The sequence below is a fragment of the Candidatus Hydrogenedentota bacterium genome (genome assembly GCA_018005585.1).
Lineage (GTDB): Bacteria > Hydrogenedentota > Hydrogenedentia > Hydrogenedentales > JAGMZX01 > JAGMZX01.
In genome coordinates this window covers 13,289-33,431 of the sequence record JAGMZX010000025.1, presented here as the reverse complement: position 1 = coordinate 33,431, position 20,143 = coordinate 13,289, and the positions used below count along the sequence as shown (strand labels likewise).

The following is a 20,143-nucleotide window of genomic DNA, read 5'->3' as shown; positions in this document are numbered from 1 at the left end:
GTGCCGATCTACCCGCAGACCTACCGCCAGTACGACGGGACGCTTCGCAGGCGCTTCCGGTGGTGGACCGTCGCCGCGCAGGAACTGAGCCTGCTCGCCCGCGCGCGCATTTTCAAGGGGCTTGTGCTGCTCGCAATGTTGCACCTCCTCTTTTACGTGCTGGTCGTCGTACTCTATGATTTCAGCCGCCAGAACATGGCCTTGTTTCAGCAGACAGAACTCCGGTTCCTGCTGCAACAGCGCGCCTTCCTGGTCGACGAACGCCTCTTCTACATGTTCCTGCACTTCCAGTCGTATATCGTGTTTCTGACCCTCATTTACTCCGGGTCGGGCGCGATCGGCAACGATTTCGTCAATAACCTGATGGAAGTCTACTTCGCGAAGCCGCTGACCTGGATCGATTACGTGCTTGGCAAGTGCTGCGCCCTGGCCGCCGTTGGCCTGTCGTTGACCGCCTTGCCCGCCGCGCTGCTCGTGGTCCTGCACAATGCGCTCATGGCGGACGCGGCGGAGTTCGCTGCAACGTGGTGGTGGGCGCCCGCGAGTTTCGCGTTCTCCAGCGCGATGGTGGCGCCCGCGGCGCTGGGCGTGCTTGCCGCGTCGGCGCTTTCGCGCAGCCAGCGCTACGCCGCCATCGCCGTGTTCATGGTCGTTATCGCGAGTTCGGGCATGGGCGTGCTGCTTGCCCAGATGCTGCGCGACCCGGAATACCTCGTCGTCTCGATCCCCACGGTTGTGGACCGCATCGGCATTGCCTGTCTCAAGCAGCGCGGCTACCTCACGCGCATCGACCTGGGTCTGGCGGTGGGCGTGCTGGGCGCGGTCTGCGCGGTCCTGTTCTGGATTATCTGCCGCGCCGTGCGCCGGGCGGAGGTCGCCGCATGAGCGCCGTAATACGAGTCAAGGAACTCTCGAAATGGTTCGGCGAGGTCGTGGCGCTGAACAACCTGAGCGTGGTTATCGAGGAAGGGGTCACCGGCTTGCTCGGGCCGAATGGAGCGGGCAAGAGCACCTTCATCAAGATAGCGCTGGGCCTGTACCGGCCGAGCCGGGGCGAGATCGAAGTCTTCGGCGAAGCGCCGCGCAACAACCGGCGGGTGCTGCGGCGCATCGGCTATTGCCCCGAAACGGACAAGTTTTACGAGAACATGAGCGGGTTCGAATTCGTCTACTGGATGAACCGGTTCTGGGGCATGACGGTCCGCGCCGCGCGCAAGGTCGCGAACGACGCGCTTGAACAGGTGCACATGACCGGGCGCATGCACGACCCGATCCGCGAATACAGCAAGGGCATGCGCCAGCGCATCAAGATCGCACAGGCCCTCGCCACAAACCCCGGTTTCCTGCTCCTGGACGAGCCCATGAGCGGCCTGGACCCCGAAGGCCGCGAGGAGATGTTCCAGTTGATCCGCCGTCTTGGCGACGAAGGCCGGAGCGTCGTGGTGTCCAGCCATGTGCTGCACGAGATCGAGCGCGCCACGGACAACGTCGTGCTCCTGTACCACGGCGCCTTGATAGCGCAGGGCCACGTGCGCGAAATCCGCGACCTCATCGACGAACATCCCCACACGATCACGGTCGAATGCGGCGACCCGAGGCGCGTGTCCGCCCATTTCGTCACGGAACCGTCCACGATCGGAATCCAATTCGAGGATGGCCGCGCCACGCTGCGCACGCGCGACCCCAATCATTGCTACGAGAAGCTGAACGAACTCATGCTGGACGAAACGCTCGGCATACGCTCGATAGCGTGCGCCGACGACAACCTGCAATCAGTGTTCGATTACCTGATTCATTAGGAGACCGCCGTGTCCGCCGCGCAAGAGCAAGCCGCGCCGCCGGTTATCGGATATCCGGGCTACGTGCGCGTGGCGTTCAGCCATGCCGTTGTGATGATGCTGCGCCGGAGCCGCCTCATTCTGGCCGCCGCAATTGCGCTGCTGCCCGTGCTCCTGCCGCCCGCGCTCGCGTTCCTCTCCAGGACTCCCTTCGCCGCCCTCGGGGACGTAACCTTCGTCCGCATGATGGAAGACCTCTACGTCGGCATCCTTGCGCCCGTGCTCGCTCTGTTTTTCGCGGGAATGCTCGTCGGCGAGGACGTGGAGACCCAGACCATCGCCTACATCCTCACGCGGCCGCTGCCCCGGTCCGCATGGATTGTCGGGCGTTTTCTGGCCTACGTGTTCCTGTGCGCGAGCCTGCTGTGCGTATCGGCCGCGCTGGTGTTTGCCGGCTGCCGCAGCCTGGCAAACCTGGAATTCACCGCGGCGCACGTGCTGCGCCTGCTGCAGTACTGCGGCGTGCTGACCCTCGCTATCCTTGCGTACGGTTCGCTGTGCCTGTTCCTCGGCACCTTCTCGAAGCGCCCCATTATCTACGGTCTCCTGCTGCTGTTCGGCTGGCAGCGTGTCGCCATGCAGATTCCCGGGCTGGTCGATTTTCTTACCCTGCAGAAATACCTCGAGACCCTGTACCCGAAATCGGACGTGGCGCGGCCCCAGGATGTCTTCGAGCAGACCGCGCTTGGCTTTCAAAAGAACGCCATCCCCATAGAGAACCAGGACGCGCTGCTCACGTTGTTCATCGTTTCGGTTGTCTTCGTCGTGTTCTCCGCCGTTGCCTTCCGCATCCGCGAATACACGGCCGCGCGGGCAGCCGGGGAATAGCCCCGCGCGGCGCGTCACACCCCTTTCTTGAGGTCCAGGAACGGCCTGGGCGGCACGACCTCGAAGCGCACCTCGTCCGTTTCACCGTCGTTGTTCATGCAGGCCACGACGTGCGTGCCCGGCTCCAGCTTCCAGTTCATCGGCGTTGCTGTCCCCGATGATTCGCCCAGATAGCGCCCGTCCACATACCAATGTAGCGGTTCCTCGCCGCCCGTCGAGGCGCTGAGCCGCACCAGGTCGCCCCGCGTCTCGCCAGTCAACACGTACTTGCCCCGGTCCGTCGGAGACAGAATCTGCAGGTTCTGCCGCGTGCCCGCGTGCGCCTGCGCCGCGTCGGGCGTGCGCACGCGCGCCAGGTCCCAGCCGATGGACGAACCGGGCCACCGCGCAGCCGTGCCGCCATCCGCCCCGGGCCGGTGCACGTCGCAGCGCCGGTGCAGATACTGCTTGCGCGCGACGAGGCCCTCGCGGGTATTCGGACAGTGCTCACCCGCGGGCAGCCCGGTAACGGCGCAGATGACAACCCGGCGCACGTCCGCGTCCAGCGCGGGCCATGCGGGCGTGTTCAGCGCGGGCAGGGCCCGGATCACGCGCGCCGCAATAGGCAGCGCCGCCTGCGCGCCGACCAGCCGCCGCGACGATTTGCCCGTGTTATTGCCGACCCAGACGCCGACAACGTACTGACGGTTGAAAGCGAAGGCCCACGCGTCGTGGTAGCCGGTCGAGGTGCCCGTCTTCCAGCAGACGCGCGGCTGCGCGCCCCGCGCGCGGACCAGGCCTTCGCGCGGCTCGACCGGAAACGGCTGCTCAAGCATCGTGTAGAGGGCCAGCGCCGCACCCCGCGACAAGACGCGCGTTGCAGTCCGGGGCGCGGCGCCCGCAAGATACGAGATCGGGCGATATTCGCCCAGATTCGCGAGCGCCGCGTAGGCGCCCGCCAGTTCTTCGAGCCGCACCTCGCAGTTGCCCAAGGTCAACCCGAGTCCGTACTGTTCCGGCGCTTTCGTCAGCGTATTCAGCCCCAGCCCGCACAGAAACCGCTGGAACGGCGCTGCGCCGATACGGTGTTGCACGATCAGGGCAGGCACGTTCAACGAAAGCCTCAGCGCCTCCGTCGCGCTGATCAGGCCCCGGTATTCGCCGTCAAAATTGCCTGGATTGTAGGATCCGAAATCCATCGTATCGTCGAGCAGCATCTCCGGCGGGTAGAGCACGTCCCGGTCTATCGCCAGGGCATACAGGAACGGCTTGAGCGCCGAACCCGGCGATCGCGCGGCGGCGCACAGGTCCACCTGGCCGCCGCCCGGCGTGTGGAAGAAGTCCGCGGAACCCACGCGCGCGAGCAGCGTCGCCGAGGCCGCGTCCACAACCACCGCCGCGGCATTGGTCACATCGCCTTCGAACCGGTTCAGTGCGCGGCTGAGCATGTCCTCGATGCGCGCCTGCACCACGCCATCGAGGGTAACCCGCACGCATCCTTCCGTCTTGATGGCGTCGCGCAGGCGCATGGCCAGATGCGGCGCCAGCTGCGGATACTCATGCCAGCGCGCGGCAACCGGGTCCGCGACGGCCCGGCCGTATTGGTCCCGCGTGATGAATCCCTCGGCCAGCATACGGCCCAGCACATAGTCGCGCCGCGCGCGCGCGCGCCGCGGGTGGGCGAGCGGCATGCACCCTCCGGGCGCCTTTGGCAGCGCGGCGAGCAACGCCGCCTCGGCCAGCGTCAATTCCGAAGCGGGCGCGCCAAAGTACCGGCGCGCCGCCGCTTCCGCGCCGATAAGGTTCATGCCGTACGGCGCATTGTTGAGGTAGCTGCGCAGGATCGCCTGCTTGCTGGCGTTTCTTTCGAGACGCAGCGCATTCCAGGCTTGCCGCGCCTTGCCCGCGACCGAACGCGTGTCACCCTGTGTCAGTTTCACTACCTGCATGGTGACCGTGGACGCGCCGGAGACGACACGCCCGCCAAACAGGTTCTGCGTGGCCGCGCGGCCGATCGCCCAAAGGTCCACGCCGTGATGCGCGTAATAGCGCTGGTCCTCGGCCGCCACGGTCGCCTGGATCAGCCAAGGGCTAAAATCGTCGAGGCCGCGTTCAAAGCACCATTGCTCATCCGGGTTCAAGAACGCGTAAAGCAGGCGGCCATTGCGGTCTACCATCTCGCCCGAAGCACGCACGCGCAGATACGGCGCCGTGTCAAAAGGCCTGCGCAGCAGCCACTCGCCGGCTGCGAGCGACAAGGCGGCAAGCAGCGCAACAACCGCGGCAAGCGCCGCCAGCGCGCGCAGGAAGCGCCTCGCCTTTACCGAAATGTTCCGCCGTAAACTCATCGCGAGCATCCGGAATCCGCTCTCACGCATTATACTGTAACCATCCGGCCAGCACCCTTGCCGTTACGCGGCCGCGCGCCTGTGTAATCCTCCCGCTTGGCAAAAGGTTCAGAAAAACCGCCTTGCATGGCCTCGGTTCTCCCCGGCCCATGCCCCGGCGATACCGCCGGAAACGGGGGGCCCATCTGGACACCGGCCAAATTCGGCCGACAGTACGGTGTTCGGCCATCGCTCCGGCGTGAGACAACCCCTTTGAACAAGCCAACCCTGGAATGCCGCAATGCAGTGGCGGCGCCGCTGATGGATTCTGTAGGATGTCTTGCGTGTCTGAGGGCACGGAGGGAGGGTTCCCATGCGCGCGGCACAATCAGTCATCTTCACGTTCGTCTTTACGGTTGCGGTATGCCGTGCCTTCGCCCAGGATTCGGGCGCGTTCGATTATCGCGAACGCGTGCTCGACAACGGGCTCAGAGTGATCACGCTCGAAGATTTCTCCTGTCCCATTGTGAGCGTGCAGGTCTGGTATCACGTGGGGTCGAAGGACGAGAACCCGGAGCGGCAGGGGTTTGCGCACATGTTCGAGCACATGATGTTCCGGGGCACGGACCGCCTCGGGCCCACGGGCCACTTCGACTACATCCACCGTGTCGGCGGCTATAACAACGGTTACACCAGTTTCGACCAGACGGTCTATCTCCAGACCCTCCCGGCAAATCAGCTTGAACTCGCGCTCTGGCTCGAAGCCGAGCGCATGACCTTCCTCAAAATCGACCAGGAATCCTTCGACACGGAGCGAAGCGTCGTCGAGGAGGAATCGCGGCTTGCGCTGAATGAGCCCTACGGCACGCTGCTCTTGGACATCCCGCCGGTGGTCTTCGAGGGACGCCCCTACCGCTGGACGCCGCTGGGCATGATCGCTCATCTGCGCGCGGCGCCGGTATCCGAGTTGCGCGCCTTCTGGACGGCGTATTACGTACCGAATAACGCAACGCTGATTATCGCCGGAGCGGTCGGTCACGACAGGGCCATGGCGCTGGCGGAACGGTATTTCGGGTGGATCCCGCAAGCCGCGGACCCGCCGCGCGTGGCCGCCGCCGAACTGCCGCCGGGAACGCGCCGCGCCTTCACGTTCCGGCCCGAGAAGGCGCCCGCGCCAGTCGTGGCGCTCTATTACCCGACGGCGCCCGTGAACCACGCCGATTACGCGCCGCTCGCGCTGCTCGCGCACATTGCCGGCTCCGGCCACAGCAGCCGCGTCTACCGCCGCCTCGTGGCCCAGGACCAGATTGCGGTCGCGGCGCAGGGCATGTCCCTGTTCCTTGAACGGGACGGTGGTCTCGGTATCGGCGCGCTGCTGCTGCCGCTGTCAACCAAGAGCGACGCGGCGCTGGCCGCGCTGCTCGAGGAGATGACCCGGCTGTGCGAAGCGCCGGTGTCGCCGCGCGAACTCGAAAAGGCGCGGAACAACCTGCTGCGCGACTTGGTAACGGAACGGCTCATGGCCGACAGCAAGGCGGCCGCGCTCGGCCAGGCATGCGTGATCGAAGGCGACACCGCACGCGTCAACCGCCGTATCGAAGATATTCGCCGCTGCACGGAAGCGGACCTGTTGCGCGTTGCGCGGACCTATCTCACGCCCGATAAGGCCACGGAGATTCGCGTCGCGCAGAATTTGTTCGGCACGTTGTTCTCCGGCGGCATCGAAGAAACACCGGTCCAGGCGCCCACGCCGGAACTGCAGCCGCCGCCCACGGGCAGGCCGGGCGTGACGCGCCCCGCGGACTGGCCGGAAACCCCGCCCGTGACGGCCGCGCTCAGTTACGACCCCGCGCCAAAGGCGCAGTCGCGCGTCCTCGGGAACGGCGTCAGGGTCATCGTGGTCGAGAATCACGAGGTGCCCTATCTATCGATCGAACTGCACCTGCGCGGCGGCGCGTGGACCGAGGCGAAGCCGGGCGCGGCGGCCATGACGATGAGCATGCTCACCCGGGGTTCGGCGCGGTTTTCCGAGCAACAGTTTGCCGACGAACTGGAGACCTACGCGATTTCCATGAATGGCATCGCCGCGATGGACAGCGCGGCCATCTATGCCGGGTGCCTGACCGAACACGCGGAGCGCGCCGTGGACCTCATGGCCGAGGCGATGCTGCGTCCCGCGTTCCCCGGCGAGGAACTGGCCAAGCTCAAGCAGCAGGTCGCCACGGAACTCATCGTGCAGGCCATGGAGCCGGGCTATATCGTCGCGCGCGAATACCGGCGCAGGCTTTACGGGGACCATCCCTACGCGCGCACGGTCCGCGGCGAGGTTGCCGACGTGGCCAAGCTCGAACCGGATGATGTGCGCCAGTGGTGGGCGGACAACGCCCGCCCGGATGCCGCATGGCTCATCTTCGCGGGCGATATCGACATGGAGCGGGCCGCCGCGCTCGCCGAAAAGGCCTTCGGCGCGTGGCAGGCACAGGGCGCAAAGCCGGAAACGGTCCTGCCGCCGCTGCCGGAACCCGCGCCGACGCACATTTACATCGTCGACATGCCCGCGACGCAGGCGCAAATCCGCATCGGCCAGCGCGGCATCACGCGCAGCCACCCCGGATACTTCACGGCAGAGGTGACCAGCGGCTACTTCGGCGATGCCTTCGGCAGCCGGATCAACCGGGCCGTCCGCGTCGAGAAAGGCCTGACCTACGGCGCGTGGGGCGGTTATTCGGCGCAGCGGCTGGCAGGCGAGTTCGGCGCCGGGACCTTCACGAACATTGATGCCGTGGACGAGGCCATCCGAACCGTGCTCGCTGAGTTCGAGCGCCTGCGCGACGTTCCGCCCGACGACCAGGAACTTGGCGACACGAAGACCTTCCTCACCGGCAGCCTCGCCGCGCGGCGCGAAACGCCGCAACAGGAAGCAGGTGACGTGTGGCTGCTCGAATCCGAAGGCCTGCCGCCGGACTATTTCCAGCGCATGATGGACGCCGTCGCCGCAACCGACGCCGCGGCCTGCGCCGCGCTTGCGCGCGCTACGGTGGACACGGGCAAGCTGGTCATCGTCGTGACCGGGCCCGCGCAGCGGCTGCAAGCCGGACTCGAACGCATCGCGCCCGTGACGGTCGTCGCTGCGCCGTCGCTGATTCCCGACGTGACATCCGGCGCTAACTGAACGCGGCACACCCCGGCAAAAACGCAACGAGGCTATTGCGCCGGCATCGCACGGGCGCTGTCCCGGCACTTGGCCTATTTGACCGCGATCGTCTCCGGAACACACGTGCCGCGCACCGCCGCGTCATACATGCATTCGGTCCGCGCACCGGGACGCTGGAAGGTTCCGGGCGTGACCGCGCGCACGATATAGTACAGGTGATGCTCGCCTGCCGCGAGCGCGTCGAAGGCGGCCACGTAACGGTCGTCTCGCACTTCGAGATAGGTCGGCGTCATCGCTTCGGGTATCTCGACGCCAGCAAGCAGGTCGGGGTCCAGCCGCGGATTCTCGATCTCGAACCCCGCGGGCAGCGGGTCGTCTACGATCACGTTCTTCGATTCGTCGCTCGCCTGGAGCGTGATCTCGACGATGTAGCTGTCGCCCTGCCGGAATTCTCCCGAGACCGCCGCGCCGTCGCGCACCGAACGCACGTCGCGCACCACCTGGAAGCCCTCGGAGATCGCCTGGGTCTCCGCCTGTGCGGGCGTGCCACCCACGGTGAAACTGACGAAGATGGGGCCCACGCCCGTGTTCGTCACCACAAAGAGGCCGCCGGGCCCTTCGTGTTTCCCGCGATAGCCCGCGCCGAGGTCCAGTTGAACGCTGTCGCCCTTCGGCGTGACGATGGTCGCCGCGGCTTTGCCCAGTTGCTCCTCCAGACGCCCGTAGTACATGGCCAGCGCCGTAACGATGAACGCGGTCTCCTGCGTGCTGCCGTACCGGTGCGTTTCCAGGTAGCGCGTGAGCTTGTTCACGGTCTCAAAGCAGGCCGGGTCAGACCCGTCTATCTGCAGCAGCGCAATCAACCGCACCGCCTCGTTTCGGATATCGGAGTTCAGCGTGCCGTCCTGCTCCGTGACGTCGTACGGTTCCGACGGCGCTGAACTGAGGTACAGTTTCACGCGGTCGGTGTCCTGCGTGTTCATCGCCAGGGCTGCCGCCAGCAGATAACGCGCCGCCGCCGGCAGGCTTAGCGTGTCAAAGCGCTCAATGCCGCGGATCGCCTCGATGTCGCCGTCCAGCGCGAGCACGTAGTGCGCGTAGGCGCGCATATAGAGGGCCGAATACCCGTGATAGTTCTCGTACGTGTCCGAGGAGTCGTCCCAGTCATTCGCGACCGCGCGCACGTAGTCCTGCAGCGCCTTGAATGGCTGCTCCGGCACCTTCAGTTCGTGGTCGCGCCGGGCCAGCGTGAGGAAATGACACGCATATACGGACCCGTACGCGTACGGCGTCGCCGCGCCAGGCCAGCCGCCCAGTCCGCCGCCGCCGGTCTGCATCGAGAACAGGCGGTCTACGCCCGCCTGCAGGTAATGGTCAACGGGCCATTGCGCCTCCAACGCCGCCCCGAGCAGCGCCGTGTCGCGCCGCAGCAGGTACATGGGCAGGCACCGCGACGTCGTCTGTTCGACGCATCCGTACGGATAGCCGACGACGTACTTGAGCGCATCGCGCAAGCGCAAGGTCGGGTCCGCGCTCACGGACATGTCGAGCGTCGTATTCGCCGCGTCGATGTACTGCGCATTCTTGAACGTGCGGCTCTCGCCCGGCCCGAGCACGGCCAGTTCGTGCGTTGTCTGATACATGGCGGGCGGCCGCACCGGGATCGGCGCTTCCTCCTTCAAGGTTTCGACGACCGCGCCCGCGGCGTCGACAATCTCCGCCTGCCAGAGGATCGCGCCCTGGCCCATGGCCATGCCGGCCGCGAACTCGGCCAGGGCCGAGGCGTCGCGCGACGGCTCGACGGCGATCTCCTTCGAGCCTTCGCCTCCCGTCAAGGCGCCCTGCGCCTTCCATGAAATGCGCGCCGTGCACGGCGCGGCCGTCGTATTGAAAACGGCGGCGCGGCACTGGAACCGGTCGCCGGGCAGCGCAAAGCGCGGCATGCTCGTGCGCAACATGTAGGGCCGGCGCACATAGATGTCCTGCCCTGTCGCGCCGACGGCGCCCTGCGTGCAGGCCACGGCCACAAGCCGCAACTGGCCCGAGTACTCCGGCAGCGAGAACGTCACCAGGCCGCGCCCCGTTTCATCGGTGCGCACCACGCCCGACCACAGCGCGACGGGTTTGATCCAGTTGTCGCCTACAAAGGGCGCGTCCTTGCCGAACCGCCTCGCGATAGCGTCGCCGCCGATAGGTGTCTTGCCAAAGTCGTAGGCCACGCGGTCGTAGTAGTGAGCCCGGCTGAAATCGGGCTGCCGCGAACGCATGACCCACGCGTACGGCTCTGGCGTCGCATAGTCCGTCAGCGCGTGAATGCCTTCATCGACAGCGGCCACCGTCACTTCCGCCGCCACCGGCGCGCCCGCGTGGTCGCGCGTCTCGATGGCCACCTGCCAGTCTTGCGCGGGACGTGTCTCTTCCGGCAGGCCCGGGAAACTCACGGCGAGCATCCGCCGCGGATTGCGCACTACCGCGTTGGCCATGGCGAAACTCGCGTAAGGATACACGTGCGCCGAGTCTTCCGCGGCCTTGTGCACAACCGTTGCCTCGATCCAGACGTTCGGCACTTCTTCGTCGCCGACCGCGAAACGCACCAAGCCAACGCCATCGACAATTTGCACCGCTTGCGCGCGGCTGATGTTTTCGCCCTGCACCACGACGTAGCCGACGCCGTCGAACGGCGATTCAAGCCGCGCCTCGACTTCTTCGCCAACGGTATATTCCTGCTGGTTCAGGGTCAGTTTCAAAAGACTGGGCCGCGCCTGGTCGACCAGTTCCACGCGACCGTCCCAGTAGCCGTAGAACTGCTGGTCGCTGTACTGCGTGGTCGCGTCGGACACTACTTTCACGCGGTAGTATCCCCAGCCTGACAGTGGAAAAACCGTCGAGCCCCGTCCTTCGGTCAACGGCACGTCACGGCTGTCCTTTTCCTCAAATACCTTCGTCCATTCCCAATCGTTATAACCGTCATAGGCGCGGACGTAGTAGCTCCATTCCTCGCGTTCGAGGATGACCTTCACTTTTTCGAGGGGCGCGGGCGATTCGTCGGGCCGGATTGCCGCGACGAACACCTCGACACCCTGATGGTCCGCCGCTTCCGCGCAACGCAGGCCCAGGCATACCTCGCCCGGAAACACGGTCGTTTCCCTCGTTGAAGTAACGGCGCGCCCGCCCAGTTCGAAGACGCGGCCCCGTACCAGCGCGCGCACGGGGAAAGTGACCTCGCCCGGCAGTTCCACGTTGAACGTGAATTCCGCCTTGCCCTCCGCATCGGTCTGCGCCGAGCCCGCGGGCACGATTTCGCCCTTGTATTCTTCGCTGTTCGTGAACCGGTATTCGCGCCACTGTTCCGTCTTCAAATCGCCTTTCAGCAGCGCCACTTCCGCCTCGCACTTGCGCTCCGCCGCCGGCGCCCCGAACAGATGCCGCGCCTGAACATGAATCGGGTATTGCCCGCCAGGCGTCCATAGCCCCGGGTCCAGCGCCGTTTCGACGGCGATCCGGTTCGGCACGAATTCCTCCACGCTGAAGTAGTACATGCCGATCGGCGACGGGTCGCCGGGCGCGCTGAGCTGCACCGTGTACCGGCCCGTCGGGTCCGACTTGTCCGTCTGCAAGGAGCGCCCGCCCGTGCCCAGTTCAGACAGGGCCACGGCTTCCGAGACATACACGGAACCGTTCGGCCGGTTCACCGTGAGTTTGAGCGGCACGTTGGGCAGCGCATCGCCGTAGTTTGTGCGCACCAGCCAGTGCAAGTACACCGTCTCGCCCGGACGGTAGAGGTCGCGGTCCGCGTAGAGGAACGCGTCGTAACCGTCCTTGTCGAAGGCAGGCATATCCTCGTTGTACGTTACGGGGTCGTCCTCGCGCCGTTCGAGCTCGAGGAACGTGTAGTCCTTGCTGGTCTCGATAACGGCGACCTGCGGCGCGCCCAGTGCCGGGTTCAGTCCGCGCACGAGGGCGATGCCTTGCGCGTCGGTATTGGCCGTCCCAACCACCTGGTTCTTATGCGAATAGACGGTGACCTGAGCGCCCGCGATCGGTTCGAGCGTGGTCAGGTCATGGGCGAAGATGACGACCTCGTCTTCCTGCCAATGCGCCAGCGCGCCGATATCGGTCCAGACGACGATCTTGCCCGAGCCGCCGTCATCCACGCTCAGGCGGAACACGCCGCGCCAGTTGTCGTCGAACAGGGCGCGCAATTCGACGGGCGTGCGCACGAGCGCGTCGGGGGCGTCGCGGAACACCACCTTAGTCGTCTTCAGGACTTCCGCCCAGCGGTCGTCAAACTCCCACGAACCGCTTCCGTCTTCGATGGCCTCCAGCGCAACCGCGATGTTCGAGGGAAACAGGCGGGACACCGTGATTTGCGCTTCGCTGCGGTTGCGGGATTCGATCAGGAATTCCGTGCCCTGCCGCCGCGGAAAGTAATACTTGCCCGCGTAGCCGAACCCGGCGCCGGCGGCGCGCGGCACGATGTCGAGCGCGATCTCCTCGCGCTCTGATACGGCGTAGTTGCCCGAGTTATCGGCGAGGCCGGGCTGCAGGATCAGCCGGTAGCGGCCCTCGGAACGGAAATCGCCGCGGATCGAGAAGGAAGACCAGCCTTCATGCACGAATTCGAGGCCGGGCACCTCAGGCTCGAATGCCGCGTGCTGCCGCAGCGCGTCGAGACTGACGGGTTCGTTCAGGTAGAAGCGCAGTTCGACGCCGTCCTTCCCCAGGTTGTTCCACCAGTGCGATTCCAGTCGCAGCGGCTTCGTCTCGCGCTTCAACTGCTTGCTGAACGGCTGGCGCATGACCGAGAAATCTTCCGCGGTCAAACCCGCGTCGAGCGTCACTACAATCGTCTGGCCGGGCTGCACCTCTTCCGTCAGCAGGACCTCATGTTCGCGCGCAGCGCCCTCCCCCTCCAGGGTAAAGGGCAGGTTCGCGCCGTCGCTCAGATAGTTGACGTGCAGGCGCGCGGTAAGATCCGCGGGCGCCACCTTGCCCGAAAACTTGAAGGACAGTTTAGACTGTTCGTCGCGGGACGTGTCCAGATAAAGACGCTCGACGCGGAGCGGGTCCTTCATGGGGTAGATAAACTGCTTGCCCTCGCGCGTGACGACGCGCCCGCTCGCGTCCGGCACGCCCGGCGCCACCGTGATCGTGATCGGTAACGCAACGTTGCCTGGCAGGCGCACCCGCGCATAGGCGCCCTTGTCGCTGGTGCCGAGTTCGACCGTGAACGCCACAGACTGCTGCGCGTTGTCCACGATGGTGAGGAAGGCGGCCAGCTGCGTCATGTCGGGCAGGAACGTGAAGTTCAACCCGAGCACAAGCGCATCGCCCGATTTCTCGATTACCCACATCCGCTCCGCGGTGTACGCGCGCGTGAGCAGGTTGATCGGCGCGGCCGCCGGGTTCGGGGCCCGGCCGTCCGTGCCGCGCAACTGCTCGCTGGGACGGACCCCGAGGATGAGCGCGCCGAGATTCGCGGGATTCTCCGCGGTGAACTGCACGCAGTTCTCCTTCACCGCAAATGCGCCCGGCAGGGCCGGTTCCAGCAGCAGCGGCGGCAGCAGATTGCCGTCCGCATCGAACGGAGCCTGGATCGCCGTATTGAAGAACAGGAAGAGACGCCCGTCGAACAAGTCGCCTTCCAGCGGAACGCGCCCCACGATATCAAGCCACGGCGTCGCCGCGTCCGCGGCATTCTCCGCAGCGGGCGCCGCGGCGTCCGGCGCGGGGGCGGGCGCTTCAGCGCGAACACCTGCCCCCTCCTCCCCGGACTGCCGGTACGGCCCCGCCAGCCAGGCGAGCGCCGCCGCAAAGGCGAGAATAACGAGCGCTTGACGTGAACGTTTGAGAAAATGCCGGATGCTCATTTCCGTACCCCTTCGCTCCTTATGGAACGCACCTGGTGGCTCGCGCGAGAACCGGGAGTCGCCGCTGCGCCCGCCTGTTCTCATGAATACGCGCCTTTCATCGAAAGTTCCGCGCCTGTTCCGGCGCGGCATCGTCAACTGCAAGACCCATCTCAACGCCGTGGAACGGGCCGTTCCGCGACCTCTAACCCAGGATCACCGCCAGGGAATCCCGGTGGTCCGCAATCCAGCGGCATATGTCTTCCAGTATACCCCTTGCATCCCGTTTGGGCCGCCATCCCGTCGCCGACGTTACAAGACCGTGGTCGGTCAGATAGATCGGGATATCCCCGGCGCGCGTTTCGGGGATACGCCCGATCTCGAGCCGGTTCCCGGTCAGTTCTTCGCAAACGCGAGTCATTTCGAGCAGCGACAGGCTCACCGCGCGCCCCCCGCCCACATTGAACACGCTGCCTGACAGCGCATCCAGATGGCCGATTTCGTAAAGGACAAGTTCGAGCAGGTCCTCGACATGCAGCAGGTCGCGAACCTGCTTGCCCGTGCCGCCAAAACCGATATAGTTCAATGTTCCGCCGAAAACGTGCCGCGCCGCCCAGAGCACCGCAACGCCTTGGTCCACCTTGCCCATCTGCCACGGCCCCGCGATGACGCCGCAACGGTTGATCACGCCGCGCAGCCCGTACATGGCCAGATACTCCTGGAGCACCAGTTCCGAGCACAGCTTCGTCGCGCCATAAAGCGACCGCGCGCCGTCGAGCGGAAACGCCTCCGAAAAACCCGACGCGGAGACCCCGGGCGTGTCCTGCGCCTTCGCCAGTTCGAACCGGGTCGACGTCTCCTCCAACGGCAAGCGGTTTATCGTTTCGATGGGATACACCCGGCTTGTCGACAGGAAAACCAGTGCGGCGCCATGGCGGCGGGCGTGCTCCAGGCAATGCAGCGTGCCGGTCAGGTTCGTGTTCAGCACGTACTGCGGCGACCCGTCGTAGCCCGCCAGTACGGACGGCTCCGCGCTGCATTCCAGGATCAGGTCCACTTTACCCGCCGCTTCCAGGTCTTCAGGGTTGCGGATGTCACCGTGCAGGAATTCGACCCCGCCCGCGCGCAGCCGGCTCAGGTTCAATTCCGAACCGCGCCGTTTCAGATTGTCCAGCGCAACGACGCGCATCCCCTCGCGCCGCGCCTTCACGCCCAAGGCCAGGCATGACCCAACAAACCCCGCGCCGCCGGTCACCAGGATGTTCTTCACGCCCGTTCCTCCTTCCCCGCCATGCTACAGCAGCGGAAACAACCCTTCAAGATGCCGTGCTCGTCCGTTCTGATGAGCATTGTGACCGGGCCAGTCCTCTGCGCCGGCTCCCCGGGACAATACCCGGCCCCGGCAAGACTCCGGACGTCAACCTCACAGGACCGTCCCTGCCGCCAAGCGCATGGCTGCGTCGTTGGCAAGCAGGAGCACCTCGCGCCGCCCGACCTCCCGATGTTGGACAACATGATAGGCCGGAACCGTGGTGAACAACGGCACCAGCCAGCGCCAGTCCTCCTCTTGCACGAACACAAAGGCCGGGTCCGGCGCGGCAAACAGGGCCGCGAACGCGTCGATTTCCTCGGTCAGGCCCTTTTCAAAGGTGCGCAGGGCCTGGATATCCTCTTCGGCACTCTCGATGGCGTTTTCGATGGCATGGCGCAGCGCGGCGCGTTCCTCGACGGTCACCGCGGCGATATTGGCGACGGGCACCCCGTCCACTGCCCCGGCGATACGCTTTCGGGCCGCCTTTTGCGTTTCCGCCGCTTGCAGCAGGGCCTTGGAATCGGCGGGTACGTTTCCGACCAGGTTCGTGAACACCTCTTCGTGGGGATGACGGCTGTAGTAGACGTATTCCTCGCGGGAGAATCCCACGGAATACAGATGGAAGTCCGCCCCGGCGTCCGCCAGCGCACGGACCGGCGCACAGATGGCGCGCGCGGATTTCACGGTGTTCACCACCGGGAACACTGCCCAGACGGCAGCCGTGGCCAGCACCGCGAAAGAGGCCGCCAGGGCCACATGCAGGCGCTTCATGTCCGTGAGCAGGCTCCCGGCAAGCAGCGCGAGGCCGAGGCACCCCGCGAGCACGGCGAAATACGTCACCTGCCGCGTGGCAAGCGCCGCGTATTCCGTGTGCCGCAGGGCGACCGGGGCGCCGGCCATCAGCAACAAGACAACGGACCAGGCCAGCCCAATCCGGCGGCGCCCGCGGGCATGCGCCCCATCGACCAGGTCAAGCGTGGAAACGGCCAGCCATATCGCCAAGACCGGGAATAGCGGCAGGAGGTACACGGCGCGTTTGCCCACGGAAAGAGAGAAGAAGATCAGGGCGGGCACGCTTGCGCACCAGAGAAACCACATGGCCTTCTCGGAAGCGCGCCGCCGCCAGACCCAGGGCAAGGCCCAAGGCAGGACCAGCGTCCACGGCAGCAGGTCTACCGGTAGTGTGGTCGCGTAGTACCACGGCGGCTGAGCCTTGCTCACGCCCAGGAAGAGGCGACCAACGATATTGCGGAACAGATTCCCGCCCATGCCGGAAGCAACGGCCTGTTCCGCCGTCTCCGCCGCGAACACGCGCGCGGGGACATACCATACCGCCACGGCCAGCAGTACGCAGCCGGCGCCCAGCAGCCAGTGCGTGCGGCGGCGCGCCGGGCGGTTGCGCCAGTAGAATACCGCGATAAAGAGCAGCGGAAACACGAGCGCCACGGGGCCTTTGGCGTACGCGCCGGCCGCCGTGGCCGCGTAACACAGAATCAGCCAGCCGCCGCGGCGGTCTTCCTCCCAGCGCCACAGTCCGTACAGCGCCGCAGTGACGCAGGCCGTCAGGAGCATGTCGATCTGGCCCGTGCGCGCCTGCCACCAGAACCGCGCGCCGGTCATGAGAATCACTGCCGCCCAGAACGCCGTACGGCGGTCAAAGAGCCGCAGCGCGAGCAGGCAGGTCAGCAGGACCGTCGCGACCCCGCTGGCGACGGATGGAATGCGCGCGGCGGGTTCCGTAACATCGCCCCATGGCGCGGAACAGGCCGCCATGGCCCAGAACAGGAGCGGCGGTTTCTCATAGTAGGGCTGGCCATTCACGTGGGGGGTCAGGAAGTCCCCTCGGTCGCGCATTTCACGCGCCACCTGCGCATAGCGGGGCTCGTCCGGCGGCCAGAGGTCGTACCCACTGATGCCAAACCCGAAAAGAAAGAAAGAAAGGACACCCAGCAGGCACATCTGCCGCACTGTCGGCTTCATGATTGCGTCCTTCGCCGCCTCTGCACTTGCGCTACAGACAGACCGGCCCGCAACGTCACGCGGGCGTTACCGGAGCCGTCTGGTCCAGCAATTCCTTTATGACATCACGATTCGACAGCGGCATTTCACGGTATATCCGTTCGAGGCATGCGCGCGATGCCTCGCGGACCTCGATCGGCCGGTTGCTGCCCGGCTGCGCGTAGCCCGAGAGCGTCAGCGCAAAATCGAACCATTGCGCGTCGTAGTCCTTGAGCAACTGGGCCACGCTTCCCGACGGCTGGGGCGCGCCCGCCTCCATCAACATCGCCGGGCGAAACGCCTGGCCCCGGTCTGCCGCGAACGCGGCCACCGCCGGGTCGGTCTTCAGCACCTGCGTATAGGCCAGTTCCATGTAGTAGAAATACGCCTCGATAGCGGTTCGCTGCACCTGCGGATTCTCCGTTACGTGGTCCACGATGGTCTTCAGGTACTTGCGCGTCTCTCCGGTGTTATGCGCCAGTGCTTCCCGAAGATAAAGACCGAACAACGACGGACGCGACGCGCCCGGCATGCTGCTGCGCAGCAGAAACATCCGCAGTTCCACTTCCCCGTTGACATCCGCCATCGCGTAATACAACGGCTTGAGTTCCCGTTCATCTTGCGCGACCAGCGGATAGTACTCGAGCGCGGTCACAATGTTCTGCCGGATTTGCCGCTGGACCTCCTCCGCTGGCTTGCCCCACGATGCCGTCCGGGCCGCGTTAATCCCCTCCTGCACCGCCCGCATCAAGTCGCGCGCGCGCAGATGCTGCACGTTCTCGAAAGGGTACACCTTTCGGGGCAAATAACGCCCGCCTGGACGCACGGAAGTGGTGTTGCGGCGAAACGTCTCGTTGCTCAGGATGTCGTTGAGGTGGGTCCAGTAGTTGAGAATGACCGGCGCCTGGGACGCCGTCTGGGCCACGCTGGGCCAGGTTCCCGCGAGCAGGCATGCCAGCACGACATATGACGTCTTCCACATACCCTGATTCCTCCTCTTACGCCACCCGGGGCAACGCGCGGTATTGTAACGAATGTGCGGCCCCGGGCGATAACACCGCACCCGACGTCTGGCCTGCTTACTGGCCAGCAGACCCGCGGCCCCCTCCGCCAAGCCAAGGCCGCCCCTCCGGTGGACGACCGCGGGCGCGCCTTCCGGAGGGCAACCGTTTCCGTCCCTTCAGTCGTCCGCTGGCGCGTCGCCATACCGGTGAATAAACCAGACATTGCGCAGATACACCAGCAGCGTCGAGGCTGTCCCCGCCGCGAACACCCATTCAAGCCGCTGCAGGTGCGATACGCAGACCAGCGCGGCCGCCGCAACGCTGAAATACCAGAATGCCGCGGGCACCACGCTTCTCCGCCGCATCTCCGTGGCCACCCACTGGACCAGGAACCGGCATGCGAACAGGCCCTGACCCGCCGCGCCGACACCGATCCAGAACCAGTTCGCCGCCGCGGCAGGCGCTTCCTTCGTGGCCTCATATTCGCGCAACCACGTGTGAACCGCGAGCGCCAGCGCGCCCGCGACGACCACGGCCACCCCGGCATGCACCGCCACATAGAGCGCCCGCGTCAGCGCGCCGCGTTCCCGCCAGATATGCACGAGGTTCCGGGAATAGACGACGATGTTGAAGCAGTGACTGAGCGCGCCTACAGGCGACCGGATATATGCGGCATAACCCAGCAGCATCAGCGAACCAACGCAGCTCATATACCAGAAGGCCACCGGTATCACGCTGCGCCTCTTGATTTCCGACACAATCCATTGCAGGTAGAAGCGCCCGTAAAAAATGCAGGCCCCGACGATACCGGTCAGTTCCCACAGCTTGGGCGCGAGGGGCGCCTGAAACCAGTCACACACGCGGCTCTTCCCCCTCCACCCGCACCGCTACAAACCGGCGGCGCAGCCAGCGCACCCCGATCAAGTCGTAGATGCCGCGCCACAGCCGGTTGCCGATGCCATACTTGGATACGCCGAATTGCCGCGCATGATGCCGCACCGGCGCTTCCACCAGACTCAATCCCGCCGCGCGAATGAACACCGCCATGAACCGGTGCAGACCGTTAAAAGGCGGCAGGTGGACCAGGCAGGCACGCCGGAAACCCTTCGCGCCGCAGCCCGAATCGCGCACCCCGTCGCGCAGCGCCCAATTGCGCACCGCGTTCGCCACCTTGCTCGAAACCTTGCGCACCAGCGCGTCGTGCCGCTCCGCCCGATAGCCGCATACGCAATCGTATCGCTGCAGCAATTCCAGAAAACGCGGGAAATCCGCCGGGTCGTTCTGAAGATCCCCGTCCAGCGTGAGCACGTAATCGCCCCGGCTCCGCATCATCCCCGCGTACACCGCCGCGGACTGGCCCATGTTGCGCACCAGATGCAATGGCCGCACGTGCGGGTCCTGTGCCGCCAGCGCGTCCATCGCCGCGCGCGTGCCGTCTGAACTGCCGTCGTTCACGAAGAGAATCTCATACTCGTAATCCGGCAGTGTGGCGAACACCGCCGCAACCTTCTCCCAAAGGCGCGGCACGTTCTCCTGCTCGTTGAAGCAGGGTATGACAACAGACACGAGCGGCTTCATGGCATGCGGAATCCTGAGGAGGCAATGTCATACATTATACACAGGGAGAAGAGGTGAAATCAGGCCCAGCTGCCGGGGCAACGCCTTTCTACGCGTTCCCGTACCTCTTTCTGACTGCTTGACTCGATTCAACAGGCGCCTCGGGAACATTGCCCCAGTGCATGGCAAGAGTGCGTACGCGCATCCGGCAGGTGCAGCCCGCATGTTTGTGTCAATTTGACAACCTCCTGCATGCTCTCTGGTCTCGTCGCGGGCGCGATCCATGGAAAGACGGCG

11 protein-coding genes are annotated in these 20,143 nt (G+C 65.5%); 4 read left to right on the top strand and 7 right to left on the bottom strand.

Features of this window, described 5'->3' with window-relative positions; translation table 11 throughout:
- From KA184_06355 to KA184_06345, 3 genes are read left to right on the top strand one after another with little or no spacing between them, the layout of a single operon-like run.
- Positions 1–885, top strand: coding sequence for a hypothetical protein (locus tag KA184_06355; protein ID MBP8129187.1), 885 nt, complete (start codon positions 1–3; stop codon positions 883–885).
- Positions 882–1,799 (top strand): ABC transporter ATP-binding protein, encoded by a 918-nt coding sequence (locus KA184_06350; GenBank protein MBP8129186.1) that lies wholly within the window; start codon positions 882–884, stop codon positions 1,797–1,799. The genes KA184_06355 and KA184_06350 overlap by 4 nt, the downstream gene beginning before the upstream one ends.
- Positions 1,800–1,808: 9 nt before the next feature.
- Positions 1,809–2,666, top strand: coding sequence for an ABC transporter permease (locus KA184_06345; GenBank protein ID MBP8129185.1), 858 nt, complete (start codon positions 1,809–1,811; stop codon positions 2,664–2,666).
- Between the two features lie 14 nt (positions 2,667–2,680).
- On the opposite strand, the gene pbpC is transcribed toward KA184_06345, so the two are convergent.
- Complete coding sequence (gene pbpC, locus KA184_06340) at positions 2,681–4,993, bottom strand: penicillin-binding protein 1C (GenBank protein ID MBP8129184.1); 2,313 nt, start codon at positions 4,991–4,993, stop codon at positions 2,681–2,683.
- Between the two features lie 352 nt (positions 4,994–5,345).
- On the opposite strand from pbpC, the gene KA184_06335 reads away from it, so the two are divergent.
- Positions 5,346–8,144 carry an insulinase family protein gene (locus KA184_06335; GenBank protein ID MBP8129183.1) on the top strand — a complete coding sequence of 933 codons (2,799 nt, stop codon included), beginning with the start codon at positions 5,346–5,348 and terminating at the stop codon, positions 8,142–8,144.
- A gap of 74 nt (positions 8,145–8,218) precedes the next feature.
- On the opposite strand, the gene KA184_06330 is transcribed toward KA184_06335, so the two are convergent.
- The 6 genes from KA184_06330 to KA184_06305 all read right to left on the bottom strand — a co-directional run bounded on the left by KA184_06330 (position 8,219) and on the right by KA184_06305 (position 19,867).
- Positions 8,219–13,996, bottom strand: coding sequence for a hypothetical protein (locus KA184_06330; protein ID MBP8129182.1), 5,778 nt, complete (start codon positions 13,994–13,996; stop codon positions 8,219–8,221).
- A gap of 184 nt (positions 13,997–14,180) precedes the next feature.
- Positions 14,181–15,245 carry an NAD-dependent epimerase/dehydratase family protein gene (locus KA184_06325; GenBank protein ID MBP8129181.1) on the bottom strand — a complete coding sequence of 355 codons (1,065 nt, stop codon included), beginning with the start codon at positions 15,243–15,245 and terminating at the stop codon, positions 14,181–14,183.
- Between the two features lie 153 nt (positions 15,246–15,398).
- Positions 15,399–17,267 carry a glycosyltransferase family 39 protein gene (locus tag KA184_06320; GenBank protein MBP8129180.1) on the bottom strand — a complete coding sequence of 623 codons (1,869 nt, stop codon included), beginning with the start codon at positions 17,265–17,267 and terminating at the stop codon, positions 15,399–15,401.
- A gap of 55 nt (positions 17,268–17,322) precedes the next feature.
- Positions 17,323–18,267, bottom strand: a complete 945-nt coding sequence (locus tag KA184_06315) for a hypothetical protein (protein ID MBP8129179.1) — start codon at positions 18,265–18,267, stop codon at positions 17,323–17,325.
- Positions 18,268–18,465: 198 nt separating this feature from the next.
- Positions 18,466–18,978: a lipid-A-disaccharide synthase N-terminal domain-containing protein gene (locus KA184_06310; GenBank protein MBP8129178.1), complete on the bottom strand. Its 513-nt coding sequence runs from the start codon at positions 18,976–18,978 to the stop codon at positions 18,466–18,468.
- A gap of 163 nt (positions 18,979–19,141) precedes the next feature.
- Positions 19,142–19,867 (bottom strand): glycosyltransferase family 2 protein, encoded by a 726-nt coding sequence (locus tag KA184_06305; GenBank protein ID MBP8129177.1) that lies wholly within the window; start codon positions 19,865–19,867, stop codon positions 19,142–19,144.
- Positions 19,868–20,143: the final 276 nt, after the last annotated feature.

What these genes read in the sequence shown, in the direction of transcription:
- KA184_06320 (MBP8129180.1), bottom strand. Translation starts at nt 17,267, where the DNA reads ATGAAGCCGACAGTGCGGCAGATGTGCCTGCTGGGTGTCCTTTCTTTC.
- KA184_06305 (MBP8129177.1), bottom strand. Translation starts at nt 19,867, where the DNA reads ATGAAGCCGCTCGTGTCTGTTGTCATACCCTGCTTCAACGAGCAGGAG.
- KA184_06310 (MBP8129178.1), bottom strand. Translation starts at nt 18,978, where the DNA reads ATGCTGCTGGGTTATGCCGCATATATCCGGTCGCCTGTAGGCGCGCTC.
- KA184_06315 (MBP8129179.1), bottom strand. Translation starts at nt 18,267, where the DNA reads ATGTGGAAGACGTCATATGTCGTGCTGGCATGCCTGCTCGCGGGAACC.
- KA184_06330 (MBP8129182.1), bottom strand. Translation starts at nt 13,996, where the DNA reads ATGAGCATCCGGCATTTTCTCAAACGTTCACGTCAAGCGCTCGTTATT.
- pbpC (MBP8129184.1), bottom strand. Translation starts at nt 4,993, where the DNA reads ATGAGTTTACGGCGGAACATTTCGGTAAAGGCGAGGCGCTTCCTGCGC.
- KA184_06335 (MBP8129183.1), top strand. Translation starts at nt 5,346, where the DNA reads ATGCGCGCGGCACAATCAGTCATCTTCACGTTCGTCTTTACGGTTGCG.
- KA184_06350 (MBP8129186.1), top strand. Translation starts at nt 882, where the DNA reads ATGAGCGCCGTAATACGAGTCAAGGAACTCTCGAAATGGTTCGGCGAG.